The sequence below is a fragment of the Agarivorans sp. B2Z047 genome (genome assembly GCF_023373605.1).
GTDB classification, from domain to species: domain Bacteria; phylum Pseudomonadota; class Gammaproteobacteria; order Enterobacterales; family Celerinatantimonadaceae; genus Agarivorans; species Agarivorans albus.
The window spans coordinates 2,361,310-2,375,496 of record NZ_CP088080.1 but is presented as its reverse complement, the minus strand read 5'-3'; the positions used below and the strand labels follow the sequence as shown (position 1 = coordinate 2,375,496).

Genomic DNA, 14,187 nt, shown 5'->3' with positions numbered 1-14,187 from the left:
TTCCTACTGTTCGAAATACATCTGATTGATGAAGTAATCACGCTCAAATGGGTCGAACTTAAAATTCTTCACTCGTGCATTAACCGACGTATGTTGGCTATAGCTAGAAATAGGTAGCACTGGCGTATCTTGATAGATCTCTTGCGCCACCTCTTGGCTTAAGGCAAAAGACTGCTCAGCTTGGCTGGAATTTAGCAACTCAGCAATGGCAGTATCTACCTGCGGATTAACCCAGTTCATAGTTCCCCAGTCGCCACCACCGTTGGCAAAATCACTACTAATAATGGGTAAAAGATCGGCGCTAAAGCCAAAGTTGCGGGCAATAAGTGCCATTTCTAAAGAACCATCGGTATGGCCTGCTGGGATCATGCTTGAGTTAGTTACATCTACCTTTAGATCTACGCCAAGTTTGGCCCACTGCGCTTGAATGGCCGTTGCTACTGTAGCCAGTTCAGGACGGTCTGCGTATGTCATCATAGTAATTTTAAATGGCTTACCATCGCGCTCTAACAACCCCGACGTACCTTTTTGCCAACCTAAACCGCTTAGTATTTGCTGCGCCTGTTCTAAGTTGTAAGGATTATTATCAACTCCTTCAATAAACCATTGCGACATAGAACTAGGCATAAGTTGTGCAGTTTCAGACCCTTCAGCGCCCAGTACATTTTTGCTAATAGCGGCTCTATCTAAAGCCATACTCAAGGCTTGGCGAGCTTTAACGTCACTAAGGAAGGGGTGACCAGCATTTAACTTCACAAACATTGTTCGTGGAATTAGATTGCTGTGAACAGCTAACTCGGTGCTTGATTCAAGTTGGCTAAGCATAGCTGGGTCTAGGGTAAACACTATGTCAGCTTCGCCAGATTTAGCCTGCAAAATACGGCTTTCGGCTCGGTGACCAGTTAAGTAAGTTGCAAAGCTGATTTGAGCCTTTTCTCCCCAGTACTCATCAAATTTTCTCACGGTTAATTTGTGAGGCGGCGAAAAGCTCTCCATTTGGTATGGGCCGCTGCCATATAGCTCTAGTACCGCACCATCTTCTTGGTAGGATTTTTCTGCCAAAATGGCATTTGAATAGTTGGTTAGCAGCGCAGCGAACGCCACATACGGTTTAGCTAACTCGATACTAATTTGATTGTCGCTAAGTGCAGAAATGTTCACTACTTCTGCTTTGCTTAAAGTACCGTGCTTACTTTGAGCAACCTTAAGAGAGTGAACGGCTACATTTGCGTCAAGCTTTGAACCATCGTGGAAGGTCACTCCATCTCGCAACGTAAATTGCCAGTTCAGCCCATCTTCACTCACCTGCCACTTCGTTGCTAGTCCCGCTGTAATAGCGCCACGTTCGTCCACGTTTAACAGCGTCTCAATCACTTGCATACGGGTTAATATGTAGCCCTGTTTAGAGGGGTCTAAACTGGTCATTTCCCAAGGACCACTAATAGATAAAGTATTGGCTTTGCTCGGTAATATTGTACCTGATGCTTTCTCAGCCCCACTAAAAAAGATGTAGGTAGAAGTTATTGCCGAAGCGGCCAATATGCTAAGCAAAACACCACGCTTGAGTTTGTTCTTGGGTTTATAAGATATTTCAGTCATAAGGGTTCCTAACGTATTCCATTTAACGCTATAAAAAAGAGATTTTGAAAAGATACTCGGTAGAAAATTTAAAACCGCAGAGGCGGAGAACGCGTTCTTGGAAGTGCAGTAAAACAAGCCGTTTCTTCTAATGTACTAAAGCTAAGAGAGCACTTAATAAGAGCGACTAAAGTGACTGAACTAACTGGATAGCTTATTGCTTTAAGTATCGCATCATAAATTTCACACTGGTGCTGTTCATGAACATGCTGCTTCACCTCCATCGCATGAATGAGCGAAAGGCTACTCAACCCCACAGGGATAATGAGCATCGCCAGTATTAGCAATTTATTAAATTGGAAGCGGCTGAAATAAAACACAGTAGCAACAGTGGGATACGAATAAATGTGATGTTATATCATTTCAATTGCAAATCACAGCCAAGATAGTAATTAACAAATAAAACGATATAGGGCCTAAGCACGCAACAAAGAAGTTTTCTAAAACAGAGCTCATGCCAAATGTAAGCAAGCCAATAAAAATTGAACAAAACCAGCCGCTAAAGATTTCTTCACGCAGTCAGTCACGCAAGACTTTACAAAATTTCGTTTCAATAAAGTCAATTTAAAAGCAAATAAATAACAGATAAATACAATAAGAAATTGATTGTAAACACAAAAATTTAAAAACATTTCATAACCAACATCTAATTAAAAAATGACCTTTATTTAACTTCACAATTTTATAACATTGACCTAACCTTTACCTAGAAGCTGATTTGTGACGCAGTTAACAATATGACTAGTCATCGTTAATACCAAATCGTCTTCCGTAACTCTGTTAATAAGTCGACAGCCATTGCACTCATTACAGTAATAAAAACTTTTTTGTAAAAGGAATCACTATGAAAGTTTTAAGTTTAGCTTTAGCTCTTAGCTTTGCAGCAAGCTCTGTTCAAGCCATGGGCATATATGTTTTTAACGATAATTTTGACTGTTCAAAAGTATTGAAAACCGAGCAGTCTCGCGGCCCTATAACCAAAGCGGTTATAGATGATTGCAAAATGAAGACTAAAAAGTAATTCCACAATCGTTAACTTCAGGTCTTTTAGAGCTGCATTTTCAGCTGAGAATGCAGCTAGTTTTTTAAGAACGGCAAATACTTATCCTTCCTAAGATCCATTAGATAAGCATTTTGAATTAATGCAAATTGCAACAGTAAACAAGCACAATCAAGCTCCCATTAGGCCAGCTGGCTATACACCTTTTCAAACTGCGGGATAATCGCTTCTGGAGAATACTGCTCGATAATGGTTTGCCTGGCCTGCTTAGCAAGCTGATACTGAAAATCAGCATTTTGTTGCCAGCGTTTAATGACTTTACACCACTGTTCAACTTCAAAACCCTCGAGTATAAAACCATTTTGTTGGTGCTTGATGAGTTCACTCAACGCCCCAACATTACTGGCGATAACCGGGATCCCTCTGCTCATGGCCTCTAAGGCTGCCAGCGGCAATCCCTCATTTCGTGAAGGCATACACAGTAAATCCAGTTCTTGCCAGCAACTATCCATGCTGTTTTGTTTTCCACGTAAGCTTAGGTTTCTTAAGTTTTTGTGCTCATCACTTGGCAATAAAGCCCCCTCACCAAACACCACAAAGTTGAGCTCAGGCATGGCCTTAGCCAATTGGTAAAAACGATCAGTCCCCTTTACTTCTGTTAGCCGACCAACAAAGCCAATGGTTAGACGGCGCTTATGTCGCCGAGACTTTAAGGTCGATACAAACGGAGGGACTTGCACGAAGTTATTCACTATCTTGCTAGACGCTGCAACACGCTTGGCTATATCTCTACTAATAGCAATTCTGGCCTGCGACAAACACGCAGTGTAACGATCTAACCAGTCGTAGCAGGCTAAACGCCCTTGGCTAATTTCACCTGCATGATAGCTAGAAACCAACTTGATAGGTTTAATACAGCGTAACACACGCCCAGCTAAACTCGCTTTGTAGCCATGGCTATGTACTAGCCTTGGAGAGAAGTCATTCACCGCATGCAACAAACTAGCTATCGCGCCGTCGAGTATTAACCAAGGTACTTGAGCTTGCTCTAACTGACTGAGCATAGGGTGAGGCTTGATATAAGCCTTCCAAAACACAACAGATACAGCATGGCCTCGTTGATGAAGCGCTAAGGCCAAATTGAACACGTGGCTCTCTATACCGCCCACTGTTTGGCTGTCGATAAACAACCAAACAGAATGCGCTTGAGGAACAATCTCACCATGATGATATGCCTGCATCACATTAACCTCTTAAAACGAAAAGCTCGGTGAAGTAACACCTAATTCTGCCAAACTTAACTCTTGATGAACTCGAGTCACGTTGCCAGACGATAGCTGCCAAACCTCCGCCACTAAAGTGCTGGCATGAGCAGGCAAAGTTATATCTAGCGCCATTTGTGATTGGCTAATTTGACCACGCCATACACAAGAACTGTACTCTATGCTTTGCTGCTCCATGTCTTTCCATTGGGTGCAAATGTTTAAGTAAGCTCGTTCGTCTCCCAGCATTGGATAAGATACCTGCAACTCTATATCTTGCTGATTACTAAAAATAAAACTCTCTGCAACCTGTACGTCTTCTAAGCTGGTTGCAATAGGTGTTGGTTCAGGGCTTGGCTCTGGCACTGTTTCCACCGGTGTTGTTGGCTCTGGGCTTGGTTCAGTTTCTACCGTTTCAATTACTTCGGTTTGGCCACTTCCACCACCGCCCCCGCCACAAGCTACTAACAAGCTGCTGCTTAACACCAATAGCCCACTACTTAAGATGCGGTTTACATTGATTAACTTGTTCATGGTCTTACTCCTGATCTTGATAAATAAGTTCACTGCGGGCATTTTCCAGCAAGTACCAGTCACTGGCTTGTTGGCCTTCACTTTGGGCGTATTCAATAAAGTTTGGGTAGGCATCGCTTACTTTGATTCGCTCAAATGGATACTGCCAGTTGTAAGGCACAATGATTGCCCAAGGCAGGCCGTTGCCAGTTTGGTAGTAAGAATTAGCCGCTGGGTTGGATACATCATCCATGCTTCCCCACAAGGTATCGTCGACTTGCGAGCTTGGGCTTTGATTTTTAGCGTGGATCTCTAAGCCACGGCCTGGTGAGTTTTCAAAATAGGGGTTACGCGCATGGTCGGTTGCGTAGATAAATGGGTCAAACGGTGCGCTAGGTAAACTACTGGCCGCGACACCTTCAAGCATTGGTAACAATACTTTAAAGTGAAGTTGACCTTCACCACGACAATCGCTTTGTGTTTTGTAAAAGTCACACTGGTTTTGATTATTAATATAATCGCGCACGTTACTGGCAATAATCGCGGTAATGTCACTAGTGCTTGCATCCAGTACCGGGCTATCCAATAACTGCCCATTTATTTCATATCGAATAGCAGCAACATCCACCAACGATTTATCAATACCTGGAATACGGACCGCAAAGCCATTATGAAAACTTGCGCCAACCGCTCTTACTTCACCTTGCAGCTCTACCCTTGCGACATCACCATCAGCAAAACTTAATACCTTAGTTTGCAGGTTAACCACTAGGTCGTTAAGGTCGTAGTCCCCTTCTGCAGGCCAGTTATCTTCAAAGGCTACTGTGGCGTAGCCATCAGCACTTGGGTAATAACTAACCTGAGTGGCCGAGTCACCCACGTAGATTTGCATGTCTTCAACTTCGCCATCTGGTGCGCCACCCGTGGCGGCGTTACCACCTGCCGAGCTAATCCGAAAACGCGCCCAGCGGTCACCACTTTCGTAGCCCTCTGGCACACTCACTAGTAGTGATTGCACCCCACTAACAACGGCTTGGTCGGTTAGCACTTGCTCTTGTGATTCGAATACGCCGTTGCCGTTTAAATCGATCCAAGCACTTAAGTAGCCATTAGCAGAGCTGTCTACCTGCACCACAAAATCTAGACCGACTTGCACATCGGTCACAAAGGCGATGCCATCTTCATCGTCTAATAAACGAGAACTGTCATCACTCTTCGGATACACATAAGCATCGGCTTCACCGTCTACATAGGTGCCTAAGTGAATTCCACCTTCTACTAACTGATGGCGAGCGCCATTATTTGCTAAAGAAGTACCAAAGCTATCTGGTGCGTCACCAAAATCGATATTGGCTTCATCTTCGGCAACAATCGGGGCGATTGCACACCGGGCGCCATCGTTATTGCCAGAGGCTGGTCCTTGAGCGTAAAACTGTGCTTGTGGGTTACTTTCTGAAACATCAATTTTGAATACTGAACCATCGCTGTTCCGGCTAATATATAGGTTGCCATCAACATCAAAGTAAACCGCGCCAAAGGTGCCAGTTTGACCAACATTTGCGAGGTTTTGGCTATTGCCGTTGCTAGCGTCAATGCTCCATAAGTTTCCGTTGTTATCAACGCTGTAAAGCATGTTGTTGTCGGGATGGAAGGCCATATCAAAAATACGTAAGTTTAAGGCACTACCATCAATTACTCGCTGCATTTGTAGGTAGTCACTATCAGTTTCATCTAGTGACACACGGTATAAACCGCGCGATGAACCGCTGCGATAGAGGTAGTGTGCGTTGTGGCTAACAGCCACATCGCCCACATAAAAACTCACATTACTGTCAATGCCATTCCAATCTAAGCTTAGTGGCTCAATTTGGTAGTCATCACCAATTTTTGCCAGGGTGCCATGCTGGTAACTCCAAGCATAAAGGTAATCGTCGTGGAGGTTAAAACCCAAAGCGTTGAGTTTACCAGTAGTGCCCATATCATCGGCCAAGGTTTGGTAAAAGCCCGTGGCCAAATTAACACCGAACAGTTGCGCCACATTTTGCTGGACCAAAAAAGCTTGTGTAGGGCAACTTGAGAACGCAGCACCATAAGAGCTCAATGGCGAGCAAAGCATGGCGAAAGCGAGAGGTTTCCAAGGTTTCATATTCAATCCTGTCGTTTACGTTGTGAGGCTAGTAATTGCTTATCAGCAAGAGCCAAGCCAGATTTGTAACGATATGATTTATATGAATTTAAGTACTCACTCCCATTGAATAGAATGACACTTTTGCATCTTGCAAATCAGTTAGAATAGCTGAAGAACTACAGCAATCTAACTCCCTAGCAACCAAACTGCGTTTTCTACATCAATCCCCTTGGCAAACCCTTCTGTTTCCTGTCTGCTAGCGAGTTTCTTTAAAGCATAAATGGATGCATATAAACGCTCTATTTCAGGCTCTGGTAACGCAAAAGGAGGACCGGAATATTGGCTTTGTTCGTAGTTGTAGGTAACCACTAGTTGCGGTGCATTGTTGGTGATAATTGGTAGCATTTGAGCGTAGCGCGTGCGAATGCCTTCGGGTAAGGCCACTAAAGCACCACGATCATAAATTGCGTCCACTTCGCCTAATAACTCACTGTTTAGGCTAAAGATATTAGCGACAAAAATATCTATATTTGCGCTGGTGTAATGTAGGCCATCCGCTAAGCTCTCTACTTTTGGCTCTAAGTTTAACTCTGCAAAAAGCTGTTTTATGGCATGCTCACTAAGCTCTACGCCCACTACTCTCATCCCATTGTCTAACAACCAGGCGATGTCTCGCGTTTTCCCACACAAAGGAACAAACACTCGCGCACCTGCTGCTAGTTTAAGAACATTAAAGTACTCATATAAAAAGCGGTTCACCTCTCCTTCATGAAAACCAATTTCGTCTTTTTCCCATTTTTGATGCCAAAACTGTTCGTGCACGTTTACCCCCTAAAATATTTCTAATCTGCAAAAAGCATTGTGCTAAGCAAGCTTATCCACTAGTTTACAAGTTAAAGTCGACTTTAAGTCAAGAGTAAAAAAGATGGATATTGCAGAAGTAGTAAAGGCCTCGGGGCTTAGCGCTTCCACACTGCGCTACTATGAACAACAAGGCTTGATTAAATCTAGTTCAAGAAAAGGATTGCGACGCCAGTTTAATAGCAAGGTAGTGGAACAGCTGGCCTTTATTAGCTTAGCTAGCCAAGCTGGATTTTCGTTACTTGAAATAAAACCGATGCTCACATCAACTGGAGCGCAAGTAGACCGGGCCAAGCTAAATGCCAAAGCCGATGAATTAGACAAAACGATCAAAGCTCTCACTACTATGCGTGATGGCTTAAGACACAGTGCAAAATGCAAAGCAGCCAATCATTTCGAATGCCCTACCTTTCGCCGTTTACTTAACATCGCCAGTAAAAAACCGAGTAAACCTAATAACAAACTCAAACAAGCCTAAAGTAAAAAGCCCTGCTAAGCAGGGCCTTTTTGCATCTTGGTGAAAGCAAACCTAGCTTGCTTCGGCTTCTTCCCATGATTGCTTTTTGCGATAAATAGTAGAAGGACTTACATCCAGCAATTCTGCAGCTTTAGGAATATTACCATCGCAATGGTCTATCGCATGTTCGATGGCTTCCTTCTCAGTAATCCACAGCGGTTGAATTTGATATTGGCTAGCGCCGTTTAAGCCAGTATCACTTTGTTCCTCAGTAACTACTTCTTCTGGGTGTCGACCATCTTTGCCGATGGCACCTTCTGGTACCAATTGGTTAATAGGAGGTGGTAACTGGCTTGCGAGCACCTCCTTGCCATCGTGTAATACACAAATATTGCGAATAACATTTTGCAACTGACGTACATTCCCTGGCCAATCATAATTACTCATTACCGTAGCGGTTAAACTTGAAAAGCGGCGAAATTGCTTACCCTCCTCTTTGGCGTAACGACGCAGAAACTTTTGCGCAATACCGGGAACATCTAATCCCCTTTCACGTAATGGCGGCAAATGAATTGGCACTACATACAAGCGATAATAAAGATCTTCTCTAAATCTACCTGCTTGCACCTCTTCCCAGGGGTCACGGTTGGTGGCACACAGAAACCTAACATCCACTTGTTCTTCTTGGCTGCCACCCACTTTTTGAAAACGGCCTGTTTGCACAAAGCGCAGTAGCTTAGTTTGTAGCTCCATGTCCATTTCCCCTATTTCATCAAGAAATAAGGTTCCACCATGAGCTTGTGAAGCTGCGCCTGCACGCATCGACGAGGCACCGGTAAATGCGCCTTTAACATGACCAAAAATCTCACTCTCCATAAGATCTTTAGGAATAGCGCCACAGTTAATTGCCACAAACGGTTTGTCGGCACGGGTACCTTGCTTATGAATGGCTTCGGCACATACTTCCTTGCCGGTACCACTTTCACCGGTAATAAACACAGTGGCTTTACTTGGCGCTACCGCTTCAATCATGCGATATACATTTTGCATGGCTAGGCTACTGCCAATAAAGCCATGGAAGCTATCGCGTCCTGCATCCGCTTGGTAGTTTTCGACTAAAGATTTTAGCTTATGAAGGTTAAGTGCATTATTCACAGTCACTTTTAAACGGCTGGCATCAAAAGGTTTTTCAATAAAATCCACCACCCCCAAACGCATCGAATCAACAGCAATATCTACCGAGCCATAGGCAGTAATAATAATTACCGAGGTGGGCAAGCTACGTTCTACCATCCACTCTAATACTTGCATCCCGCCCATATCTGGCAGGTTTAAATCCAATAACATCACTTGCGGAGATTGCTTAGACAAGAACTCAATCGCGGCACCACCGGTGGCAACGCGCGCTAATTTTAGGTTCTCTTTGCTTAAATAAGCCTGATAGGTGGCGGCAAGCGTTTCGCTGTCTTCGACCAATAATACGGAGGCTGTTAACTCACTTCCCATGGCTTCTCCTTAAGCGCACACTGTTTTTTCAAACTGTTTAATGGCGTTAATTGTTTGCTCTACGGCATTGTCTAACTGCGGCACAGTATTGGCTAATGCTTCTGCGTCCGATGCTTTACCGGCTATTTCAATCGATAGTGCTAGTTGCCTCAAACGCTCGCCACCAAAAGTGGCTACATTGCCCTTTAGGGTATGAGCGGCTAATGCTACGTCGTCAAAAAGCTGCTCTTCAAAAGCTTGTTTAATGGTTATCCGCTGCTGCTCAGTTTCTTGATACAACAAAGAAAGCATCAACGGCAGAGCCTCTGTTCCGGCATCTTTTACCAACTGCTCGAGCACTTTTTTATCAACCAACACACTTAAATCTTGTTCTAGCATCGCTGCTGTTTTTGTCTCTGAAACAAACTGCAAGTTCACCTTAGGTTTATCAGGTTGAGTACTAACTGTTGTTTGCTCTGGTATCGTTGATATAAGTGGCTCACTGAGCTGCGAGCGAATTGGTGCTTCGCTATACCACTGAACCAGTTTAGCCCTTAACAAGGGGATGTCGATAGGCTTAGTGATAAAATCGTTCATACCTGCAGAAAAACAGGCTTGTTTATCTTCGGCAAAGGCATTGGCAGTCATCGCCAAAATCGGGGTTTCTTGATTAGGCCCACTGGCTGCTCGAATGGCACGAGTTGCAGCTAAGCCATCCATTACGGGCATTGCCATATCCATAAGAATCACGTCGTACTCATTGTGCTCGCACAGCTCAACAGCAACTTGACCATTTTCAGCACAGCTTAACTCTTTAACAAAATCTTTAAGTACTTGGGTCACTACAGCACGGTTCATTGCGCTATCTTCAACCAACAGTACTCTGGCATCTTCTACTACGGATTGCTCAGGCTCTGTTTGTTCCGCCATATCATCTAATTGAATCACTGGTGCATGGCGACCTCTAAAGGGCAGGTTCACAGTAAATGTAGTGCCGCGTCCTACTTCGCTTTCTACGCTCACCTCACCGCCCATCTTCTCAACTAATTGGCGGGTAATTGCTAAGCCTAACCCGGTACCGGAATAACGTTTGGTAGCACCACTGTCCACTTGATAAAACTCTTCAAATAAGCGCTCTTTATCTTCTTTACTAATGCCAATACCAGTGTCACTAACAGTAAGCTCTACACCATAAGGTTGGGTTGCTTTTAACCCCAAGCTCACTCCGCCCTTGGAGGTAAATTTAACCGCATTCCCCATTAGGTTGAATACAATTTGCCTAAAGCGCAGTGGTTCACCAAAATACTCAGGCAGTATTTCATCCGCTACATCTAACTCAAACTTCAGGGCCTTTTGCTGAGCCGTGGTATTAAATAACTTAACGATGCTTTCTAAGGTATCGGTGGCCGAGAACCATTCGTTGTTAAACTCTAACTGACCAGCCTCAATTTTAGAGAAATCTAATACGTTGTTCACCAAGGCCATTAGTGTATGTCCGGCCTCATTTCCAGTATCTACAAAACCCTGTTGCTCCAAGCTCAAATCGGTTTCTTTAAGTATTTGATACATGTTGATAATGGCATTTAACGGGGTGCGGATCTCGTGGCTCATGCTAGCTAAAAAGCGGCTTTTAGCTAAGCTGGCGGCTTCTGCATCATGCTTGGCTCGCTCTAGTGATTGTTCCACTGCTTTTTGTTCACTTAAATCAGTAAAATGAGCCACATAATGAGTAATTTCGCCTTCTGGATTTTTAACAGACGAGATACTTAACCACTCTGGTAAACGTTCGCCATTTTTTCGAAGGTTAACAATTTCACCCGACCACACTCCATCTTGTTTTAAGTGTTGCCACATATTGTCGAAAAACGCTTTATCGTGCTCGCCAGAACTTAATATTGAAGGGGTTTGGCCTAAGGCTTCCTCAGCGCTATAACCCGTAATACGGGTAAAAGCTTGGTTAACCCGCACAATCTCGGCGTGTTGATTAGTAATAAAAATAGCTTCGTTAGCATCAAAGGCTTCGGCGGCTAATTGCAGCTCTTGTTCAGTGCGTTTTTTGTCTGAGATATCACGCATAAACGCGGTAAACACGGTATCGTCACCCACTTCTACAGAACTAATCGTTAACTCCGAAAGAAACTCATGTCCTTCTTTATGCATAGCGGGTAACTCTAAGCGCTGGCCTAACACTGGCGCTTCACCGGTTTTTCTAAAGTGCTTAAGCCCTTGGCGGTGCGCTTCACGAAACGCTTCTGGTACCAGAAAACTCGCAAGTTCTTCACCCACGATTTCATCTCGGCTATAACCAAAAATTCGCTCAGCACTTTGGCTAAACTCTAATACATGGCCGTGTCTATCGGTGGTAATAACGGCATCCATTGCAGAAGCGATGGTTGCCTTTAAAATTGATTGGTTTTGCTTAAGCTCTAAGGCTAGCTTTTCTTGCGTTTCAATGGCTTGCTTAAATTCAATATGAGACTTTTCCAGCGCAGCCGACATGGTATTAAACGCGTTTGATACCTCGGATATCTCATCCTTGCCTTTCACTTTAAGTTGAATGCCCGGCCCAACCTGAGTAATAGTTTTGGCGGCATCTCTTAAATCGCCCAATTGGCGAGTAAGGTAAGAGCCCAACAAAAACGAAAACAGCGCCACTAAAGCTATTTCCAATAACGCGATACTTACCCCAAAAGAGCTCGCTTCAGAAATCAGGCCATGCAGGCCATGATCATAAACGCCAATTTCTATGTTTCCGTATATTCGCCCACCAATCTCTACGACATTTTCGGTAACAAATACGCTGTGCTCATGGTCTCCTAAGTCGGGGTTATCTCTAGGGTTAGATAAGGGATCTACGCCAGCCTTTGATAACAAACGATCATTTTGGTCTTTGATGATGACGTAGGCAATGTCTTTTTGTGCAGAGAATTCGCTAGTGAGGCTATCGAGGGTGGCTAAATCGGTAGTGATAATGGCGTTTTTAGTGGTAGAAGCAAACAGAGAGGACATCATTCTACTGTGCTGCTCAACTTGCAGTTCATTAGAATCATACAGCCAGCCAATACTGCTATATACCAACACGCCTAACAGCACGGCTTCAATTAAAGCGACGCCCAGAACTGTTTTTGCCTTAAAGCTAAATGTCATCGCGTCGTTTCATCCTTGTTGCTAAGGTCTATTAGTGGTGGGTATCGCCTATCCCAAGCTCTCTCACATCATCCCACTCGGCGTCTTCGGCAGCAACAAAACCTTTCATATTTAAGGCTTTAAGTAAGCCTTGTTGCGCTTCATCTTGCCCCATACTAAGAAACGCTTGCTGCACAGCGGCTAACACAGGCGCTTCCACATTGGGGTGAGCTGCGATGGCATGAGGAGTAAACCCTGGCGACTCCCATAATATGCGTAATTGGTCTTTAACCGTGCTGCTTTGAAAAGTGCGCGGAATACCTCCGCCAGCAGGGTATAAACCGGTAGCCACAGCTCGATAAACCGAGTCATGCGACCCAACATAAAACGGATTAAAATCAATTTCTTGTTGAGCTAAGTAACCTCTTAGCACCACACTAGCGGCAAATGCATTGGGTGCAGGAAAAGCCATTGATTGAGAATCCAAGTCTCGCACATTATTGATAGTAGTATCAGATTCTTTACTTACCACAATAATACCACTAAGTTTTTTATCTTTTGATTTTGCGAAAGCTTGATAACCAGGTTGCTCTGAATAAACCTGATAATGATAAGGATTCATATAGGCAAAGTCGTATTGCCCTTGAGCTAAGCGCTTTTCAAACTCAGCAATACTTGGTGCGGTTTTAAATTCTAAGAAATGACCACTATGCTGGCTAACGGCCTCCAAAAGCGGACTCCATTGCAGCGCCAAACGGGTAGCTGATTGCTGCGGCACAATGCCAAAGGTATAGGTTTTTGCCTCTGCCTTTGACATAAGGGCGGCAAAAATCACCAGCAATAAACATACTAACAACACCGTAACTTTTATTTGCATACGGCGTTTGGCCTTATATTGCTTGTTTTTCAGCTCAAACAATTCTTGTTGCTGTTTACTCAATGGAACGCGACTTCCTTTCGCCGTTTGTATTATGAAAAACATATCATATCCTTATTGAAAGTAGTTGAGAGTTAACGAGAATTCTTTGCAGATACCCCTTGAAACGAGGAAACATGTCGGTAATTCGTGAAGTTTCTCTCAATAACTCATTTTTTAAACTTGGATTAAAGCGATCGTTCATCACAACCCCGAGTAAGCGAATATCTTCAAGGCTAAGATCGTTAATGGCCGATTCAAAAGCAGGCCGAGAAGTAACGCCTGCCATCATGGTGATAATGCTGGCGTCACACGCTGATAAAGCACGAGCGGCATGAAGGTTGCCGCTATTGGTTTGATTAATCGCCGAAGTATCAAACAACACCAGCTGATAACTTTCCTTCCATTGCTCTACCCACTGCTCAATGGCACCAGGTTCTCTTAGCTGCACTAAGCTCACTTTGTCCATTGGCACTGGCAGATAATCCACGCCAGACTGTTGGTCTTTAATCACCCCAAGCACTTTGCCGCGATCCCAGCCTAAGTCGAACACTGGCACATCAAAATGGCGGGGGTGATGTAAGTTAAAATCCACCACTAGTACGCTTCGTCCTGCTCCGGCTGCACGCCTTGCAATGGCATCAACTAAAGTAGAAACGCCCTCTTCTGGCTGGCTAGCACTCACACCAATGCAAGAATGCTGTTTCACCGGTAAGCGTTGATACACTCGCTCTAGTTCTTGATAAGTTGACGGTAAGCTAATCATATAAAACTCCAGTAATCGGCTAATTTAGTGGTGCA

11 protein-coding genes are annotated in these 14,187 nt (G+C 44.1%); 2 read left to right on the top strand and 9 right to left on the bottom strand.

The features are described from left to right. Positions 1-3: 3 nt before the first annotated feature. Positions 4-1,599, bottom strand: coding sequence for an ABC transporter substrate-binding protein (locus LQZ07_RS11000; protein WP_152782288.1), 1,596 nt, complete (start codon positions 1,597-1,599; stop codon positions 4-6). A gap of 883 nt (positions 1,600-2,482) precedes the next feature. Here LQZ07_RS11000 and LQZ07_RS10995 point away from each other — a divergent pair. Then, the gene (locus LQZ07_RS10995; protein ID WP_016400551.1) at positions 2,483-2,659 is read left to right on the top strand and encodes a hypothetical protein; all 177 of its coding nucleotides are present in this window, start codon (positions 2,483-2,485) and stop codon (positions 2,657-2,659) included. Positions 2,660-2,820: 161 nt separating this feature from the next. Here the strand turns inward: LQZ07_RS10995 and LQZ07_RS10990 are convergent, their stop codons facing one another. The 4 genes from LQZ07_RS10990 to tmpT all read right to left on the bottom strand — a co-directional run bounded on the left by LQZ07_RS10990 (position 2,821) and on the right by tmpT (position 7,363). Further along, positions 2,821-3,879: a glycosyltransferase family 4 protein gene (locus LQZ07_RS10990; protein WP_152782286.1), complete on the bottom strand. Its 1,059-nt coding sequence runs from the start codon at positions 3,877-3,879 to the stop codon at positions 2,821-2,823. Positions 3,880-3,891: 12 nt separating this feature from the next. Beyond that, a complete protein-coding gene (locus tag LQZ07_RS10985) occupies positions 3,892-4,434 on the bottom strand; it encodes a hypothetical protein (RefSeq protein ID WP_152782284.1) in 543 nt (180 codons plus the stop codon). Between the two features lie 4 nt (positions 4,435-4,438). Continuing rightward, complete coding sequence (locus tag LQZ07_RS10980) at positions 4,439-6,559, bottom strand: LruC domain-containing protein (protein WP_152782282.1); 2,121 nt, start codon at positions 6,557-6,559, stop codon at positions 4,439-4,441. A 168-nt stretch (positions 6,560-6,727) separates the two neighbouring features. Further along, complete coding sequence (gene tmpT, locus LQZ07_RS10975; protein WP_249483642.1) at positions 6,728-7,363, bottom strand: thiopurine S-methyltransferase; 636 nt, start codon at positions 7,361-7,363, stop codon at positions 6,728-6,730. A 103-nt stretch (positions 7,364-7,466) separates the two neighbouring features. On the opposite strand from tmpT, the gene LQZ07_RS10970 reads away from it, so the two are divergent. Further along, positions 7,467-7,880 carry a helix-turn-helix domain-containing protein gene (locus tag LQZ07_RS10970; protein WP_152782280.1) on the top strand — a complete coding sequence of 138 codons (414 nt, stop codon included), beginning with the start codon at positions 7,467-7,469 and terminating at the stop codon, positions 7,878-7,880. Positions 7,881-7,931: 51 nt separating this feature from the next. On the opposite strand, the gene LQZ07_RS10965 is transcribed toward LQZ07_RS10970, so the two are convergent. The 4 genes from LQZ07_RS10965 to LQZ07_RS10950 are packed head-to-tail and all read right to left on the bottom strand — an operon-like array spanning position 7,932 to position 14,152. After that, complete coding sequence (locus LQZ07_RS10965; RefSeq protein WP_152782278.1) at positions 7,932-9,365, bottom strand: sigma-54 dependent transcriptional regulator; 1,434 nt, start codon at positions 9,363-9,365, stop codon at positions 7,932-7,934. 9 nt (positions 9,366-9,374) lie between these two features. Then, complete coding sequence (locus tag LQZ07_RS10960; RefSeq protein WP_152782276.1) at positions 9,375-12,491, bottom strand: PAS domain S-box protein; 3,117 nt, start codon at positions 12,489-12,491, stop codon at positions 9,375-9,377. A 31-nt stretch (positions 12,492-12,522) separates the two neighbouring features. Then, positions 12,523-13,452 carry a phosphate/phosphite/phosphonate ABC transporter substrate-binding protein gene (locus LQZ07_RS10955; protein ID WP_227981355.1) on the bottom strand — a complete coding sequence of 310 codons (930 nt, stop codon included), beginning with the start codon at positions 13,450-13,452 and terminating at the stop codon, positions 12,523-12,525. 1 nt (position 13,453) lies between these two features. Next, positions 13,454-14,152, bottom strand: coding sequence for a protein SypD (locus LQZ07_RS10950; protein WP_016400561.1), 699 nt, complete (start codon positions 14,150-14,152; stop codon positions 13,454-13,456). Positions 14,153-14,187: the final 35 nt, after the last annotated feature.